At 37.2% G+C, this 18,479-nt stretch carries 16 protein-coding genes; 14 read left to right on the top strand and 2 right to left on the bottom strand.

The genetic code is table 11. The features are described 5' to 3' along the window. Positions 1-77 precede the first annotated feature (77 nt). Together JG537_RS06135 and JG537_RS06130 are read left to right on the top strand one after the other, a co-directional pair. On the top strand, positions 78-1,508 hold the full coding sequence (locus JG537_RS06135; protein ID WP_132869854.1) for an NADP-dependent glyceraldehyde-3-phosphate dehydrogenase: 1,431 nt from the start codon (positions 78-80) through the stop codon (positions 1,506-1,508). 184 nt (positions 1,509-1,692) lie between these two features. Continuing rightward, positions 1,693-3,336: a phosphoenolpyruvate carboxykinase (ATP) gene (locus JG537_RS06130; RefSeq protein ID WP_199544333.1), complete on the top strand. Its 1,644-nt coding sequence runs from the start codon at positions 1,693-1,695 to the stop codon at positions 3,334-3,336. Between the two features lie 409 nt (positions 3,337-3,745). Here JG537_RS06130 and JG537_RS06125 read toward each other — a convergent pair whose 3' ends face one another. Further along, complete coding sequence (locus JG537_RS06125) at positions 3,746-4,831, bottom strand: DEAD/DEAH box helicase (protein WP_199544331.1); 1,086 nt, start codon at positions 4,829-4,831, stop codon at positions 3,746-3,748. 154 nt (positions 4,832-4,985) lie between these two features. On the opposite strand from JG537_RS06125, the gene udk reads away from it, so the two are divergent. From udk to JG537_RS06080, 9 genes are all read left to right on the top strand, one after another. Beyond that, a complete protein-coding gene (udk, locus tag JG537_RS06120; protein ID WP_074481959.1) occupies positions 4,986-5,618 on the top strand; it encodes a uridine kinase in 633 nt (210 codons plus the stop codon). Between the two features lie 307 nt (positions 5,619-5,925). Further along, a complete protein-coding gene (locus JG537_RS06115; RefSeq protein WP_132868959.1) occupies positions 5,926-7,491 on the top strand; it encodes a 2-isopropylmalate synthase in 1,566 nt (521 codons plus the stop codon). 48 nt (positions 7,492-7,539) lie between these two features. Then, entirely contained in the window at positions 7,540-8,577 is a 1,038-nt protein-coding gene (leuB, locus tag JG537_RS06110) for a 3-isopropylmalate dehydrogenase (RefSeq protein ID WP_132868960.1), read from the top strand. Next, entirely contained in the window at positions 8,574-8,852 is a 279-nt protein-coding gene (locus JG537_RS06105) for a DUF1294 domain-containing protein (protein ID WP_074481961.1), read from the top strand. Before leuB ends, JG537_RS06105 begins: the two co-directional genes overlap by 4 nt. Before the next feature lie 37 nt (positions 8,853-8,889). After that, positions 8,890-10,278: a 3-isopropylmalate dehydratase large subunit gene (gene leuC / locus JG537_RS06100; RefSeq protein ID WP_132868962.1), complete on the top strand. Its 1,389-nt coding sequence runs from the start codon at positions 8,890-8,892 to the stop codon at positions 10,276-10,278. Positions 10,279-10,290: 12 nt separating this feature from the next. Beyond that, a complete protein-coding gene (gene leuD, locus JG537_RS06095) occupies positions 10,291-10,881 on the top strand; it encodes a 3-isopropylmalate dehydratase small subunit (protein WP_132868963.1) in 591 nt (196 codons plus the stop codon). Between the two features lie 140 nt (positions 10,882-11,021). After that, positions 11,022-11,519 (top strand): GAF domain-containing protein, encoded by a 498-nt coding sequence (locus JG537_RS06090; protein ID WP_132868969.1) that lies wholly within the window; start codon positions 11,022-11,024, stop codon positions 11,517-11,519. Further along, the gene (gene dnaX / locus JG537_RS06085; protein ID WP_199544329.1) at positions 11,519-13,198 is read left to right on the top strand and encodes a DNA polymerase III subunit gamma/tau; all 1,680 of its coding nucleotides are present in this window, start codon (positions 11,519-11,521) and stop codon (positions 13,196-13,198) included. The genes JG537_RS06090 and dnaX overlap by 1 nt, the downstream gene beginning before the upstream one ends. Before the next feature lie 96 nt (positions 13,199-13,294). Continuing rightward, positions 13,295-13,489: a DUF3272 family protein gene (locus JG537_RS06080; protein ID WP_074481966.1), complete on the top strand. Its 195-nt coding sequence runs from the start codon at positions 13,295-13,297 to the stop codon at positions 13,487-13,489. On the opposite strand, the gene birA is transcribed toward JG537_RS06080, so the two are convergent. Further along, the gene (gene birA, locus JG537_RS06075) at positions 13,470-14,402 is read right to left on the bottom strand and encodes a bifunctional biotin--[acetyl-CoA-carboxylase] ligase/biotin operon repressor BirA (RefSeq protein ID WP_132868965.1); all 933 of its coding nucleotides are present in this window, start codon (positions 14,400-14,402) and stop codon (positions 13,470-13,472) included. The two genes, JG537_RS06080 and birA, sit on opposite strands and share 20 nt — an antisense overlap. A gap of 384 nt (positions 14,403-14,786) precedes the next feature. On the opposite strand from birA, the gene metK reads away from it, so the two are divergent. The 3 genes from metK to JG537_RS06060 all read left to right on the top strand — a co-directional run bounded on the left by metK (position 14,787) and on the right by JG537_RS06060 (position 18,474). Continuing rightward, on the top strand, positions 14,787-15,977 hold the full coding sequence (gene metK, locus JG537_RS06070; RefSeq protein WP_074481968.1) for a methionine adenosyltransferase: 1,191 nt from the start codon (positions 14,787-14,789) through the stop codon (positions 15,975-15,977). Between the two features lie 115 nt (positions 15,978-16,092). Beyond that, positions 16,093-16,932 carry an AraC family transcriptional regulator gene (locus tag JG537_RS06065; RefSeq protein WP_199544328.1) on the top strand — a complete coding sequence of 280 codons (840 nt, stop codon included), beginning with the start codon at positions 16,093-16,095 and terminating at the stop codon, positions 16,930-16,932. A gap of 282 nt (positions 16,933-17,214) precedes the next feature. After that, positions 17,215-18,474 carry a UDP-N-acetylglucosamine 1-carboxyvinyltransferase gene (locus JG537_RS06060; protein WP_132869893.1) on the top strand — a complete coding sequence of 420 codons (1,260 nt, stop codon included), beginning with the start codon at positions 17,215-17,217 and terminating at the stop codon, positions 18,472-18,474. The last annotated feature ends 5 nt before the right edge of the window (positions 18,475-18,479 follow it).

Here is an 18,479-nt window from a genome sequence, read left to right as displayed (position 1 = left end):
CTTTTTTTGTGTTTAAATATTGAAAAAAGTTAAAAAAGTGATAAAATGGAGTTATCACATTTAAAAGGAGATATCACTTGACTAAACAATATAAAAATTACGTCAACGGTGAGTGGAAACTTTCTAAAGAAGAAATCAAAATTTACGCTCCCGCAACTGGTGAAGAACTTGGTTCTGTTCCTGCAATGAGCCAAGAAGAAGTTGACTATGTATATGCATCAGCTAAAGCAGCTCAAAAAGCATGGCGTGCACTTTCATATGTTGAACGTGCTGAATACCTTCACAAAGCAGCTGATATTTTGGTACGTGACGCTGAAAAAATCGGTGCTGTTCTTTCAAAAGAAATTGCTAAAGGTTACAAATCAGCTGTTGGAGAAGTTATCCGTACTGCTGAAATCATTAACTATGCTGCTGAAGAAGGCGTACGTCTTGAAGGTGAAGTTCTTGAAGGTGGAAGCTTTGATCCAGCAAGCAAGAAAAAAATCGCTATTGTTCGTCGCGAACCAGTAGGATTGGTACTTGCTATTTCACCATTTAACTACCCAATCAACCTTGCAGGTTCTAAGATTGCTCCTGCCCTTATTTCAGGGAACGTTGTTGCCCTTAAACCACCTACGCAAGGTTCTATCTCAGGTCTTCTTTTGGCTGAAGCATTTGCTGAAGCTGGACTTCCTGCAGGTGTCTTCAATACAATCACAGGACGTGGTTCAGTTATCGGTGACTACATTGTAGAACATGAAGCTGTTAACTACATTAACTTTACAGGTTCTACACCAGTTGGTGAACACATTGGTCATTTAGCTGGTATGCGTCCAATCATGCTTGAACTTGGTGGTAAAGACTCAGCTATCATCCTTGAAGATGCTGATCTTGACTTGGCTGCTAAAAACATCGTTGCTGGTGCTTATGGATACTCAGGACAACGTTGTACAGCTGTAAAACGTGTTCTTGTTATGGATAGCATTGCTGACAAATTAGTTGAAAAAGTTTCTGCACTTGTTAACAACTTGACTGTTGGTATGCCAGAAGATAACGCTGATATCACTCCACTTATTGATACAAAAGCAGCTGATTACGTTGAAGGTCTTATCAAAGATGCTCAAGAAAAAGGTGCTAAAGAAGTTATTTCATTCAAACGTGAAGGTAACCTTATCAGCCCAGTCTTGTTCGATAACGTTACAACTGATATGCGCTTGGCTTGGGAAGAACCATTTGGTCCAGTCCTTCCATTTATCCGTGTGAACTCAGTTGAAGAAGCTATCGAAATTTCAAACAAATCTGAATACGGTCTTCAAGCTTCTGTATTTACAAACAACTTCCCATTGGCATTCAAGATTGCTGAACAACTTGAAGTGGGTACTGTTCACATTAACAACAAAACACAACGTGGTACAGATAACTTCCCATTCCTTGGTGCTAAAAAATCTGGTGCTGGAACACAAGGTGTGAAATATTCAATTGAAGCTATGACAACTGTCAAATCTACTGTATTTGATATTGCCAAATAATAGATAAAAGGTTAGAACATTGTTCTAGCCTTTTTGTTTTTTCAGAAATAGAAGGAAGGGAAGTTGTTCTTTTTTTGAAAATTTTTAGAAATTATTTCTTTTTTCTAATATTTTCACACTTTTAATTATGAAAACGCATACTTTTTTGGTAGAATGAAATTAACCATACAATAGGAGGTAGAAAATGGTAACACGTAATCAATTTTCAACTTTAGAAATGCGCAAATCAAGTCCGTATTTTTCTGCATTAAAAACTATTGTCGAAACAGCATTTTATGAAAACCAGGTTCACCCAATTAAAACCTTAGAAGAGGCATATCAACTGGCTTCAAATGCTGCAGGTACAGTGATTTTAGACATGCCTGTCATTCATACTAAGGAATTGGGACTGCCTTCCTATGCTCGTGTGTTGTTAACAAATTCTGGTGCTGTGGTTGGACGAACAGCTAAAGCACGCCGTATTTTTGGTCAAGATGAAGATGAAGATGAACGTCTCTTGTCTATTGTCAGAAGTGCAGTTTATCAAGCGCACCGTCGTCAATTTTACAAAGCTGATGCTATTGTAGGGTTAGATGAAGAATTTATGGTACGTGCTCATTTGATGGTACCAGAAGAAGAGATTAACAATCTTTATTCATGGTTATTAAATTTCCAAATTTTGGATGAAGAGTTTAAGAATCGTTTGAAAGTCTCTAAATCTTACGATGAAGATGATATTTTTGTGTTCTTTGATCCTAAATGGTCTCATCCAGCTTATCCAGATGGTCTAGTTTATTTTGATACTAACCATAACTGTGTTGCTATTCTGGGGCTTAATTATTTTGGTGAGTTGAAAAAAGCTACTTTGACACTTGCTTGGGGGACAGCGGCTCGTAATGGCTATGTTTCTTGCCATGGTGGTTTGAAGATTTTCCAAGGTAAGGAAGATGGAAATGACTATGTGGCATCATTCTTTGGTTTATCTGGTTCAGGAAAATCTACTCTAACTCATGCTAAGCACAATGGTAAATATGATATCAAAGTTTTGCATGATGATGCTTTTGTTATTTCAGAAAAAGATGGTTCATCTATTGCATTGGAACCTTCATATTTTGATAAAACTAATGATTATCCAACTGGACACCCAGAACAAGATTTCTTTGTAACAGTACAAAATTGTGGGGTTACTTTGGATGAAAATGGTCGTAAGAAATTGATGACAGAAGACATTCGAAACGGTAATGGTCGAACGGTTAAGTCTCGTTTCGCAACGCCAAATCGTGTCGATCATATTGAAGAGCCAATTAATGCTATCTTCTGGATTATGAAAGACGATTCACTACCTCCATTGATTAAGATTAATGATCCTCTGATGGCAGCTACGATGGGTTGTACCTTAATGACCAAACGTTCAAGTGCAGAAAACATCGAAGGCAATAAACAAACACTTGTCATTGAACCATTTGCTAATCCATTTAGAGTTTATCCTTTGGTTGAGGATTATCAAAAATTCCGTTCATTATTTGAAGGAGATGTTGATTGTTATATCATTAATACCGGAACTTATATGGGACAAAGTATTCCAAAAGAAGTTTCTCTTGGCATAATTGAAAAAATTGTCGATGGCAATACAGAATTTAAAGATTTTGGTCCAATTGAAGGATTTGAGTATTTAGATTTATCTGAATATCCTATTCACGATTTTGATAATAAATACAAACAACTCATCCGTTCACGTATGCAATTCCGTTTGAATTATTTGTTATCTTTCAATCAAAATAATCCAAAACTTGCCTTGCCAGTTGAAGCTATTTCACGTTTGGAAAGAGTTATTAATAATTTGAAATAAGAAAGGGAGTGAGACAAATAAAGTCTCCAGTGGAGATTTTATTCATGAGCCTAAAAATTAAAAAGCGAATTAGTAATTTCGTAGAAATTCGATTCCTCAGCAAGTCTTAATTTCTTGTTGCTGACCTAAAACGGTCTATTCCCAGACCGTTTTTGACACTTACTCCGTAAGTTTTATTTCCCGATTAAAAAGGTTCACCGAACCTTTTTAACTCACCCCCGCATGGCTCAAAAGGTTTGGGAAACCTTTTGAGGTTGGAAATGAAGTCAAGCGTAGCTTGATGTCAAAAGGGTTGTAAAGGCTGATTTATAAGCGTATTAGAACCCACTCAACTACTGCGTCTTGTAAACAATAACTATATAAATAAAGAAGCTGAGGACTTTTGTCTCAGCTTCTTTAGCTTACTATTTTATTTTTTTAAATGAATTTCTTGTTTCTTGAGGTAAACTTCTGAGACAGGAGCGTATTTTTTCAGTTTTTTCAATTCTTCTTTGTGTGTGATAAAGGTAATCACGACACCAGCTTTCCCCATACGTCCTGTTCGTCCAGCACGGTGTGTGTAAGTTTCTTTGTCACGAGCAAGGTCGAAGTTGATAACATATTCAAGGTTTTCAATGTCAATGCCGCGTGCGACAAGATCAGTAGCAAGAAGTAATGAGAGTTCGTGGTTTTTGAATTTTTCAAGAATAACTTTACGGAACTTCACGTTAATATCAGAAGCCAGTGAAACAGCTTGAACATTGTTAAATTGAAGACGTTCCTCAGCAGCTCCTAAATCAGATAAGCTGTTGAAGAAGACTAAACCGCGAAATTCTGGAATATTTGAGAATTTACGAAGTAATTCTAGACGATCACGCTTATCAACAGAGATGTAGTAGTGAGCAATTTGATCTAATGTTTGATCAGAAAGGTCAATGGTTAAAGTATTTTCAGCAAGAACCTCAGGATCAACTTTATCTGTTGCACTCATGTAAATCATTTGATGGTCACGTGGAACACGGTGAATGATGTTTTCAACAAAGTGGTACTGTGAATCACTAAGTAATTCGTCAAATTCATCTAAGATGATGGTATCAACATTCATCATCTTAGTTTTTTTGAGTTTAACTAATTCAAAGACGCGACCTGGTGTTCCGATAAGAATTTCAGGACCTTTTTTCAAACGTTCGATTTGACGTTTTTGACTAGAACCAGAGATGAAGAGTTGAGTTGACAGATTGAGAGGTTCAGCCCATGTTTTTGTAACCTCAAAAATTTGCCCAGCTAACTCTGTATTTGGAGCTAAAATTAGCAATTGTTGAGACTTTTTAGGTTTTAGTTTTAATAATGCTGGAAATAGATAAGCCAAGGTTTTACCAGTCCCTGTTGGACTGATGCCAAGTAGATTATCTCCTTGTGAAATGGGTTCAAAAACTTGTTTTTGAATGTCTGTTAATTCTGTAAAGCCAGCATTTTTTAGTTGGTCTTGCCAGACAGATGGAAATTGTGAAATCATAGTTTTCCTTTTCTATGTTTTAAATCTTTATTTCATTATAACATAGAAAAAGCGAAGTTTTTTTATTTAAAGGGAAAGTAAGGGATTTCAATGTTTGAAAAATTTGGAAAAAGTAGTAGAATAGATAGGAAATATTTTTTATTTGGAGTAATAAATGCGTAAAAAACCTATTATTATTGGTGTGACTGGTGGTTCTGGAGGCGGAAAAACCAGCGTTTCTAAAGCAATTTTGGCAAATTTCCAAGATCAAAAAATTGCTATGATTCAACACGATTCTTACTATAAAGATCAAAGCCACTTGACTTTTGAAGAACGTGTATCAACTAACTATGACCACCCACTTGCTTTTGATACTGATTTGATGATTGAACACATCAATGAATTGATTGCAGGTCGCCCAGTAGATATTCCAATTTACGACTACACACTACACACTCGTAGTGAAAAAACATATCGTCAAGAACCTCAAGATGTTATCATCGTTGAAGGTATCTTGGTTCTTGAAGACAAACGTCTTCGTGATTTGATGGATATTAAACTTTTTGTTGACACTGATGATGATATCCGTATTATCCGTCGTATCAAACGTGATATGGAAGAACGTGGACGTAGCCTTGATAGTGTTATCGAACAATATACATCAGTGGTTAAACCAATGTTCCATCAATTCATCGAACCAACAAAACGTTATGCAGACATCATCATCCCAGAAGGTGCTTCAAATGTTGTCGCAATCGACCTTATCAATACTAAAATTGCTGCAATTTTGAAAGATAACGAAGAATAAGTGAAGGGCTGGAAAACCAGCTCTTTTACTTTTTTGAAATTATTTTCAGAAAATTTATTTTATTGAGATTATTCTGTTGACTTTTAGCTTAGAAAGGGGTATTATGTTAAAAAATGAAAAACATCGAAGGGAAAATAAGTCAATGACATTCGCAACAATGACAGTCTTGCTATTGCGTAATGAGGGCTAGTGCAGAAAAAGCATTAGTCCTGTTTGGCTTACCAAGCGGGATAAAAACATCTCGCTTGACCGTGAGATGTTTTTATTTTTATATTAATGTTTTTGCTAGAATTAGAAAGAGGTTACTATGCGTAAAGTTGAATTTCTTGATACCACTCTTCGTGACGGTGAACAAACGCCTGGCGTGAATTTCTCTGTTAAAGAAAAAGTTGCGATTGCTAAGCAACTTGAAAAATGGGGCATTGCTTCTATTGAAGCAGGATTCCCAGCTGCTAGTCCAGATTCTTTTGAAGCTGTCCGTCAAATTTCAGAAGCTATGACAACAACAGCGGTATCAGGTTTGGCACGTTCTGTGAAATCTGATATTGATGCTTGTTATGAAGCCTTGAAAGATGCTAAATACCCACAATGTCACGTTTTCATCGCTACAAGTCCAATTCACCGTGAATATAAACTGAAAAAAACAAAAGAAGAGATTCTTGAAATTATCAAGGAACATGTTACTTATGCGCGTAGTAAATTTGATGTGGTAGAGTTTTCTCCTGAAGATGCCACTCGTACGGAGCTTGATTATTTGCTTGAAGTTGTTCAAACAGCAGTAGATGCAGGTGCTACATATATCAATATTCCAGATACTGTAGGATTTACAACACCTGAAGAATTCGGTAATATTTTTAAATACCTTATTGAAAATGTAAAATCTGACCGTGATATTATTTTCAGTCCACACTGTCATGATGACCTTGGTATGGCTACTGCTAATACCCTTGCAGCTATTAAAAATGGTGCAGGCCGTGTAGAAGGTACTGTTAATGGCATTGGTGAACGTGCTGGTAACGTTGCTCTTGAAGAAATCGCAGTGGCTCTTAACATTCGTGAAGATTACTACCAAGCAACATCAGATATTGTTCTTAATGAAACAGTTAATACGTCAGAATTGATTTCTCGTTTCTCAGGTATTCCAATTCCTAAAAACAAAGCAGTTGTCGGTGGTAATGCCTTCTCACACGAATCTGGTATTCACCAAGATGGTGTGCTTAAAAATCCGCTTACTTATGAAATCATCACTCCAGAACTTGTCGGTGTTAAGCATAATTCACTACCACTTGGTAAACTTTCAGGTCGTCATGCCTTTGTTGAAAAACTAAAAGAATTGGAAATTGCTTTTGAAGAAACTGAAATCAAACCACTCTTTAGCAAATTCAAAAAATTGGCTGATAAGAAAACAGAAATTACAGATGCTGATATTCGTGCCTTGGTTGCGGGTACAGAAATTGAAAATCCTGAAGGTTTCCACTTTGGTGATTTGAAATTAACTTCTAATCCAGATGAAACAGTGACTGCTGAAGTGGTGATGATTAATGCTGAGGATGAAGAAGTTGATGTAACAGCAGATGGTAAGGGTTCTGTGGAGGCTATTTATAATGCAGTTGATAAATTCTTCAATCAAAAGGTTCGTCTTCTCAGCTACACTATGGATGCTGTAACAGATGGTATTGATTCACAAGCTCGTGTATCAGTTTCTATTGAAAATATTGATACTGGTACTATTTTCAATGCATCAGGTATTGATTTTGATGTTCTAAAAGCTGGTGCCATTGCGTATGTTAATGCCAATGCTTTAGTACAAAAAGAAAATGCGGGAGAAATTGGAAAAGCTGTTTCATTCCGCGATGTGCCTACAAATGATTAAGAAAGGATAGAGCGTGAAGAACAGTTTGTTTTCCCGCAAGTGATGACTATGACTAAAAAGATTGTGACCTTAGCTGGTGATGGTATTGGACCAGAAATTATGGCAGCAGGCTTAGAAGTTCTTGAAGCTGTTGCTGATAAAATTGGATTTGATTATGATATTGATGCTAAACCTTTTGGTGGGGCAGGGATTGACGCTTGTGGACATCCACTACCAAAAGATACTTTAGATGCTGCTAAAGCTGCAGATGCTATTTTGCTAGCAGCTATTGGTGGACCGAAATACGATAATGCAACAGTTCGTCCTGAACAAGGGTTGCTTGCTATTCGTAAAGAATTGAACTTATTTGCTAATATTCGTCCAGTTCGTATCTTTGATGCCCTTAAACACCTATCACCATTGAAACCTGAACGTATTGAAGGGGTTGATTTTGTGGTGGTTCGTGAATTAACTGGCGGTATCTATTTTGGTGAACATAAGCTGGAAGACGAAGCGGCGCGTGATATTAATGATTATTCAGCTCAAGAAATTCGTCGTATCATTCGTAAAGCCTTTGAATTGGCTCAAGTTCGTGGTAAAAAAGTAACTAGTATTGATAAACAAAATGTTCTAGCAACTTCAAAATTGTGGCGAAAAGTGGCTGAAGAAGTAGCTCTAGAATTTCCAGATGTCACTTTGGAGCACCAATTAGTGGATAGTGCAGCTATGATTATGATTACAAATCCATCACGTTTTGATGTTGTGGTGACTGAAAATCTATTTGGTGATATTCTCTCTGATGAGTCAAGTGTTCTTCCTGGTACTCTTGGGGTTATGCCTTCAGCTAGTCATTCAGAAAATGGACCAAGTTTGTATGAACCAATTCATGGTTCAGCGCCTGATATTGCTGGAAAAGGGATTGCTAACCCAGTTAGTATGATTTTGTCAGTTGCTATGATGCTTCGTGAAAGTTTTGGTGAGCTTGCTGGAGCCGAAATGATTGAAGAAGCTGTTGATAAAACCTTTAATCAAGGTATCTTGACACGTGATTTAGGTGGTCAAGCCTCAACAGCAGAAATGACAGCAGCAATTATTGCAAATCTATGAGTTTAAAAGATTATACAGTCCTTGTTTTTATTCTATGGAATGTCTTTGTCTTTATCACTTATGGTGTTGATAAACAAAAGGCTAAGTCTGGCCATTGGCGAATTCCAGAAAAGACATTATTGTGGGAAAGTATTTTACTTGGTGGAGTGGGAGCTTTACTTGGCGGTAAATTTTTTCACCATAAAACCTTAAAATGGTATTTTAAAGTATGTTGGTATTTAGGGATTATTATTGACATTGCTTTTGTTTATTGGCTTTTAGTCATGTGGCATTGATGGTTAAGGAATAAATAAGAAGACAGTGGAGGAAAATATGAGCGGAAAATCAATTTTTGATAAGCTTTGGGAACGTCACGTGATTACTGGTGAAGAAGGCGAACCTCAGCTTATGTATGTGGATCAGCATTATATTCATGAAGTAACAAGTCCGCAGGCTTTTCAAGGCCTTAGAGATGCTGGTCGCAAGGTGCGTCGTCCAGAGTTAACATTCGGAACAACTGACCATAATGTTCCAACGGTTGATATTTTCAACATTCGTGACTTGATTTCAAAAAATCAAATTGATACTCTTGCACGAAATGTTGAGGAGTTTGGCATTGATGCAGCAACACATGGTACAGAACGTCAAGGAATTGTTCATATGGTTGGTCCAGAAACAGGACGCAGTCAACCCGGTAAATTTATTGTCTGCGGGGACAGCCATACAGCAACACACGGCGCTTTTGGAGCGATTGCTTTTGGTATTGGAACATCGGAAGTTGAACATGTATTTGCTACACAATGTATTTGGCAAGTTAAACCGAAAAAAATGAAGGTTGAATTTGTCGGAAAACCACAAAAAGGTGTGTACTCAAAAGACTTTATCCTTGCTCTGATTGCTCAATATGGCGTTGATGCTGGTGTTGGTTATGCGGTTGAGTATTGTGGTGAAGCTATTGATGCTCTTTCAATGGATGAACGCATGACTATTGCTAATATGTCTATCGAATTTGGTGCCAAGATGGGCTTGATGAATCCAGACCAAAAGACTTTTGATTATGTTAAAGGTCGTGAAGCTGCACCAAAAGGTGACAAATTTGAGCAAGCTGTAGAAGATTGGAAGACATTGGTTTCTGATCCTGATGCTGAATATGACAAAGTCATTACCATTGATGTTTCTGAATTAGCACCGATGGTGACTTGGGGAACAAACCCAGAAATGGGTGTTGAGTTTGGTAAACCGTTCCCAGAAATTAAAGACATGAATGACGAGCGCGCTTATCATTATATGGACATTAAGCCTGGTGATAAAGCTGAAGATATTGATTTGGGTTATGTTTTCATTGGTTCTTGTACCAATGCGCGCCTATCAGACCTTGAGTTAGCAGCTAAGATTGTCAAGGGCAAACATATTTCACCGAATCTAACAGCAATTGTTGTTCCAGGTTCGCGTCCAGTTAAGAAAGAGGCAGAGCGTCTTGGCCTTGATAAAATTTTTATGGATGCTGGTTTTGAATGGCGTGAGCCAGGATGCTCAATGTGTCTTGGAATGAACCCAGACCACGTGCCAGAGGGGGTTCATTGTGCCTCAACAAGTAACCGTAACTTTGAAGGTCGTCAAGGTTTTGGAGCAAGAACTCACCTTTGTAGCCCAGCTATGGCAGCAGCGGCAGCTATTGCAGGTAAGTTCGTTGATGTTCGTCAACTATCTGAAGTTCAGTAAAGGAGAGAGATAATGGAAAAATTTACTGTTTACACAGGGAAATCTGTCCCTTTGATGAATGATAACATTGATACTGACCAACTCATTCCTAAGCAATTCCTAAAAGCAGTTGATAAAAAAGGTTTTGGTAAGAATCTTTTGTTTGAGTGGCGTTATCTTAATGATAATTATGATGAAAATCCTGACTTTATCTTTAATCAACCTGAATATCGTGATGCAACTATCCTAATTTCTGGAGATAACTTTGGGTCAGGGTCATCGCGTGAGCATGCGGCTTGGGCTTTGGAAGATTATGGTTTTCGCTGTGTCATTGCTGGGTCATTTTCAGATATTCATTATAATAACGAATTGAAAAATGGAATGCTTCCAATTGTTCAACCTTTGGAAGTTCGTCAGAAATTAGCTGCGCTACCAGCTGGTGAAGAAATCACCATTGATTTGCCAAATCAAGTCATCAAATCTTCAGCTGGAGAATTTCCATTTGATATTGATAGTGAGTGGAAACGTAAGTTGGTTCTTGGCCTTGATGATATTGGAATTACCCTTCAATACGAAGATTTAATTTCAGCCTACGAAAACAATCGACCAAGTTACTGGCAATAAGTTAAAAATCAGTAGGTAAACAAACGAAGCAGTCATTTTAATATAAATTGAGTTGAGATGCCATTGTCTCAGCTCTTTTTTACTCAAATATCATTTTTCAAAGTATGACGAAGTGGCGTTTTTTTGCTATAATTAACCTTATGGAAAATACTAAGAAAATTGAGAATTATGAAATCATGTTAGCGCAAGCAAATGCTTTATTTGCTAACGAGAAGAACTTGTTGTCAAACCTTTCAAATGCCAGTGCGCTCTTGAAAATGACTTTGCCAAATTCTGTTTTTACAGGATTTTATCTTTACAATGGTGAAGAGTTGCTTTTAGGACCATTCCAAGGTGGTGTATCTTGTGTGCACATTAAGCTTGGTAAAGGTGTTTGTGGGGAATCAGCTGCTAATCGTGAAACAATGATTGTCGCAGATGTCACAAAACACGCTAATTATATCGCTTGTGATTCAGCTGCCATGAGTGAAATTGTTGTTCCTATGGTCAAAGACGGTAAATTGGTTGGTGTTTTAGATTTGGATTCACGTTTAACAGATGATTACGATGCTATTGACCAAGAATACCTTGAAAAATTTGCAGCGATTCTTGTTGAAAAATCATATTGGAATTTAGATATGTTTGGAGTTGAAAAATAATGTATCAAGCCCTCTATCGAAAATACCGTAGTCAAACCTTTGATGAAATGGTTGGGCAAACGGTTATTTCAACGACCTTAAAGCAAGCTGTATCTTCTGGAAAAATTAGTCACGCTTACTTGTTTTCAGGTCCACGAGGAACTGGTAAAACCAGTGCCGCTAAAATTTTTGCTAAGGCTATGAACTGTCCTCACCAAGTTAATGGCGAACCATGTAATCAATGTGATATTTGTCGTGATATCACTAATGGTAGTCTTGAAGACGTCATTGAAATTGATGCGGCCTCTAATAATGGTGTTGATGAAATTCGTGAAATTCGTGATAAATCAACCTATGCCCCAAGTCGTGCTACCTATAAAGTTTACATCATTGATGAAGTGCATATGTTATCAACTGGAGCTTTTAATGCACTTTTGAAAACTTTGGAAGAGCCAACTGAAAATGTTGTCTTTATTTTAGCAACGACAGAACTTCACAAAATTCCTGCGACAATTTTGTCACGTGTTCAACGTTTTGAGTTTAAAGCTATTAAATTAGCAGCTATCCGTGAGCATTTGGCTAGCATTTTAGACAAAGAAGGTATTTCTTATGAAGAAGACGCCTTGACCTTGATTGCACGCTGTGCAGAAGGTGGAATGCGTGATGCACTTTCTATTCTTGATCAAGCATTGAGCTTGACAGCTGATAATCACGTATCATTAGCTATTGCAGAAGAAATCACTGGCAGCATTTCAATGACGGCTTTAGATGATTTTGTGGCAAATGTTTTAGCGAATCAAACTAGTCAAGCATTGGCAAATCTTGAAACGATTTTCGATAGCGGTAAGAGTATGAGTCGTTTTGCAACGGATTTATTGAATTATCTTCGTGATTTATTGGTTGTTCAAAGTGGTGGTGAAAATGCTCACACTAGTCAAACCTTCCAAGAAAATCTAGCTGGACTTCAACAAGAACGCATTTTTGCTATGATTGACCTTGTGACTAAAGCCTTACCTGAAATTAAAAATGGTGTTCAGCCTAAAATTTATGCTGAAATGTTAACCATTCAATTATCAGAATCAGGTAAACAAGCAGCTCTAGCCCAAGTACCAGAAGGTTTATCAGATGAACTTGCAAGACTACAGTCAGAAATCAAGGACTTGAAAGATGAACTAGCTAAACTAGATAGCTCTGCAATTTCACAAAAGGCGCCAAACCGTAAAAAATCTAGGGCAAGTTATCAATACAAGGTTGATCGCGTTAAGATTTTGACGATTATGGAAGAGACGATCGTAGATAGTCAGAAATCAAGAGAGTATCTTGAAGCTCTTAAAGGAGCTTGGAACGAAATCTTAGATAGTATTTCTGCTCAAGATCGTGCTCTTTTACTTGGTTCAGAACCTGTTCTTGCCAATAGTGAGAATGCAATTTTGGCCTTTGATGCAGCTTTCAATGCTGAGCAAGCTATGAAGCGCACTGATTTAAATGATATGTTTGGGAACATCATGAGTAAAGCTGCTGGCTTTTCACCAAATATTTTGGCTGTCCCGCGAAAAGACTTTAACAGTATCCGAACAGAATTTGCTCAAAATTTGAAAAAACAAAAACAAGCACCCGTTCAAGAAGAAGTTAAAGATGATTCCTTTATTCCAGAAGGGTTTGACTTTCTAGCAGATAAAATTAATAAAGTAGAAGATTAAAAAGAATCCGAGTCATGACTCCATGACTCGGATTCTTTTGCTACTGAAAACAGGATAATAACTGATAAAAGCAAGTATCTATGCTATAATAAACCTATGACTAAGAGACGTTTTATATTAATGGCACTGATGTGTGCTTTTGAAACTTACTTTTTTAATGAATGTTTATTTGATGGTGACTATTTCTTTGCTTTCTTTTGGGGGCTATTGTTACTTCGTGATATTCAGCGTGCTTACACAGTTGATAAACTGTTGCAGACCTTGACCTCAACTACCAAGAAGAAAGACTAATCTCACCACTGCGGAGCAATTTCTCTTGACCATCGTCAAGTTTAACAATCAGGTGCCCTTGATTAGTAATATCTTGGGCAAGGCCTGTATATAGACAATCATTTTCCATAAAGGTCACTTGTTTGTTGAGAACAAGTGATTTTTCTTTATAGACTTTGATTAAATCCTTTTCTGGAATGGTAAAGAAGAGATTCCAGATTTCGGTAATGAGTTGGTTGCGTGTAATACTTGGTTGAGTAGAAAAAAGTGAGCCGGCTTTTTCAGAAATATCAGCTGGAAAGTCTGTGATGTGGAAATTGATGCCAACTCCAATAATAACATCGGTAATTAATCCTGTTTCAACAGATGAAATAGCTTCAGTTAAAATGCCAGCGATTTTTTTACCATTATAGTAGATATCGTTAACCCACTTGATTTCTGTTTCGATGCCTGTTAGTCGAGAAATGGCTTTTACGATACTTGAAGCAACCATGAGAGTATATGGTTTGACGTCTTCAAATGGAACATTTGGTTTGAGGTGGAGGGACATGTAAATGCCACCTTGTTTTGAAGCAAAAAATTGTCTCCCAAAGCGCCCTTTAGCTTGTTCTTGGCTTGGAGCTAAGTAGAGGTGCGCTTCTTTATCTTCATCTAAATGATTTTTAGCATCTAATTGAGTTGATTGACTTTTTTCGTTGAGACTAACAGCTATCTTTAAATCTTTAGAAATGATTTCTGGAAGTAGCAAGTCACCTGAGAGAATTTTATAGCCACGTTTTTTAACAGAATCAATCTGAACGCCTTTTTCTTCTAAAGTCTTGATGGCTTTCCAAATTGCGGTGCGTGACAGTTCGAATTCATTTGCCAAAGTTTCTCCGCTAATATAATCATTTTGGTTTTGTAAATAATGATAAATTTTTTCGTAGGTTTTCATACCAATAGTATAATATATTTTTTCTAAATATTCTTAATGAAAAATGAATTTGTTACGAAATGGTAAGATATTTTCTATAGGCAATTTAGGCAAAATGTGATACACTATTCTAGTCAATGAGTCCCGATAAGACAATCTGGCGGTTTAATAGTGTGTTCATCTTCGTTAGCTCATCTTGATATTCTTCAGTATTATTTGCGATTTCGCTGCCTTGACTAACACGCTATTAACCGCGCCATCTCTTTTTAGATGATTTAGATTGGTACTTTGTAACTCATTAGAAATGTCTGTTTTTGATGCAGGGATTTCGAGAGGGAAAATTCCCGACATTTTAATGCTTAGAGGTATTGAAATGAAAAATTAATGATATGGGGGGACATTTTTATGTCAGAACGTAAACTTTTCACGTCTGAATCAGTTTCTGAGGGGCATCCAGATAAGATTGCAGACCAAATTTCAGATGCTATTTTAGATGCTGTGTTGGAACAAGATCCTGATGCACACGTTGCAGCAGAAACAGCTGTATACACTGGGTCAGTCCATGTTTTTGGAGAAATTTCAACAACAGCTTATGTTGATATTAACCGTATTGTTCGCGATACTATCGCAGAAATCGGTTATACAAATGCTGAGTATGGCTTCGCTGCTGAATCAGTTGGGGTTCATCCATCATTGGTTGAACAATCACCTGATATTGCACAAGGGGTTAACGAAGCATTAGAGGTTCGTGGAAATGCTGATCAAGATCCACTTGACTTGATTGGTGCTGGTGACCAAGGATTGATGTTTGGTTTTGCAGTTGATGAAACACCTGAATTGATGCCGTTACCAATTTCACTTTCTCATAAATTGGTTAAAAAATTGGCAGATTTGCGTAAGTCTGGTGAAATTTCATATCTTCGTCCAGATGCCAAATCGCAAGTAACTGTTGAATACGATGAAAATGATAAACCAGCTCGTGTAGATACTGTTGTTATTTCAACACAACATGATCCAGAAGCGACAAATGAACAAATTCACCATGATGTGATTGAAAAAGTTATCAAAGCAGTTATCCCTGCTAAATATCTTGATGACAAGACTAAATTCTTTATCAATCCAACTGGACGTTTTGTTATCGGTGGTCCTCAAGGGGATTCTGGTCTAACAGGACGTAAAATCATCGTTGATACTTACGGTGGTTATGCACGTCATGGTGGTGGTGCTTTCTCTGGTAAAGACGCTACAAAAGTTGACCGTTCTGCATCATACGCTGCACGTTACATCGCTAAAAATATTGTTGCTGCTGGTTTTGCAACAAAAGCCGAAGTTCAATTGGCTTACGCAATTGGTGTAGCACATCCTGTATCAGTTCGTGTTGATACTTTTGGGACAAATACTGTACCAGAAAGTAAATTGGAAGCTGCTGTACGTCAAGTCTTTGACCTACGCCCAGCAGGTATCATTCAAATGCTTGATTTGAAACGTCCAATTTATCGTCAAACAGCTGCATACGGACACATGGGACGTACAGATATTGATCTCCCATGGGAAAAACTTGATAAAGTTGATGCTTTGAAAGAAGCTGTAAAATAGAAATTGAATCGTTGTACTATTGGTACAGCGATTTTTTTATCTTAGATTTTTTGTTTCTAAAATCTAGGGTGAGTTTTCCTCAATTTTGATAAACTATAAATAGGAGGTGACTTCCATGATCAATCGATTTAACCAAACCTTGACTTACCTTGAAAGTGTTCTGGACTCAGAAATTGATAAGAAGAAAATTCAACAGCTGTCTGGCTATTCCTATTCTATGTTTTCTCGCTTGTTCTCTGTTTTAGCGGAGATGACTTTGTCGGAGTATTTACGCAAGCGTAGATTATCAGAAGCGGTGCATGATTTAAAACAAAATTCTGGTAAAATTATTGATATTGCAATGAAATATGGTTATGATTCAGCTGATAGTTTTAGTACAGCTTTTAAAAAATTTCATGGAGCAACGCCATCTGAGGTTAGAAATGGTGTGCCCTATAAGGTTTTTCCAAAAATTCAGCTATCCCTAAAAATTAGCGGAGGAAAGAAGATGAATGTTACTATTGAAAAGAAAGCAGCTTTTGCTGTTGCAGGTGTACTGGAAGCAGGAATTAAAAGCGAGGATTGTCCGAAGGTTTGGGATAAATTGTATGCTACTTATGATTCTGACTGCTTGAAAAAATTGGGAAACGCTCAGCTATTTGGAGTTTGTTCAGAACTCTCAGCAGGTAAAGGAATTAGTTATTTGGCTGGAGTTGATGTTACGGATAAAAAACAAGCGCAAAAATTGGGTTTGACCATTTTAGAAGTTGAAGAAGCAGAGTACGCTGTTATACCAGTACGAGGGAATGTGCCTGATTCTATTCATAAAGCGTGGAAGTATGTCCTTGAAGTTTTCTTTCCAGAAAATGGTTATCGTCATTCAGGTGCTCCTGATTTCGAAGTTTATGCTGAAGGCGATATCCATGCTGATGACTATGAAATGGCATTATGGATACCAATTGTAAAAGAAGACTAATCATAAATTTTGTTGAGGACTACTTATTTTTAATAAAATCTATAAATCTGTTATATTTGCCACAAAATCGACATTAAACTAGTCAGAGTTACTGATTTCAAGGGATTTTTACTGAAAAAGTTTGAGAAATAAAAGTAATACTTTGAAGCTATAATATTCAAATCTAAAAAAATATGACAAAATCTTAACAAAGTGTCAAAATATTTACCATAATCAGTTTGTCAAATTGCATAATCTATGATAAAATGAAAAGGTTGAATTCTAGCAGAAAGTTTTGAATGTATGCGTAAAATTGTTATTAATGGTGGCAAACCTTTAAAGGGAGAGGTTGCTATTTCAGGTGCTAAGAATAGTGTTGTAGCATTGATTCCTGCAGCTATTCTATCTGATGATATTGTTATTTTGGATGGTGTTCCTGCCATTTCCGATGTTGATAGTTTGATTGAGATTATGGAAGTGATGGGAGCTAAGATTAAACGAGAAGGCGAAACGCTTGAAATCGATCCACGTGGTGTTAAAAATCAACCAATGCCATATGGTAAAATCAATAGCTTGCGTGCTTCTTACTATTTCTATGGTAGTTTACTTAGCCGTTTTGGTGAAGCAACTGTAGGTCTTCCAGGTGGTTGTGACCTTGGACCTCGTCCGATTGACCTTCACTTAAAAGCTTTTGAGGCAATGGGAGCTAAAGTATCTTATGAAGGCGAAGCTATGCGCTTGGCAACAGAAGGTGACCCAATTCATGGTGCTCACATTTATATGGATACTGTTAGTGTTGGTGCAACGATCAACACAATGCTTGCAGCTGCAAAAGCAAAAGGGCGTACAATCATTGAAAATGCAGCTCGTGAACCAGAAATCATTGATGTTGCGACATTATTAAATAATATGGGTGCTCACGTCCGAGGTGCAGGTACTGATATGATTACGATTGAAGGTGTTGACAGCCTTCATGGAACACGTCATCAAGTTATTCCTGACCGTATTGAAGCTGGTACTTATATTGCTATGGCTGCAGCGATTGGTGAAGGTGTTCGTATCACAAACGTTCTTTATGAACACTTAGAGAGTTATATTGCAAAACTCGAAGAAATGGGTGTTCGTATGACAGTTGAAGAAGATGCTATCTTCGTTGAAAAACAATCAGTATTGAAAGCTGTATCAGTTAAAACATCACCTTATCCTGGTTTTGCGACTGATTTACAACAACCAATTACACCATTGTTGCTAGCAGCTGAAGGTCGTGGTACGATTTTAGATACAATCTATGAAAAACGTACAAACCACGTTGCTGAATTGGCAAGAATGGGTGCGGATATTTCTATTGTTGGTGGACGTATTGCTTACCAAGGCCCTAATAAATTAACAGGTGCACCTGTTAAAGCATCAGACTTGCGTGCTGGTGCAGCGCTTGTAACAGCTGGTTTGATGGCAGAAGGTCAAACAGAAATTACCAACGTTGAATTTATTTTACGTGGTTACTCAAATATTATTGAAAAATTAACAGCCTTAGGTGCTGATATTAAATTAATCGAAGAGTAAAAAGG

The organism is Streptococcus vicugnae (genome assembly GCF_016461705.1).
GTDB classification, from domain to species: Bacteria; Bacillota; Bacilli; order Lactobacillales; family Streptococcaceae; genus Streptococcus; species Streptococcus vicugnae.
This window is presented reverse-complemented; position numbering and strand designations above follow the sequence as displayed.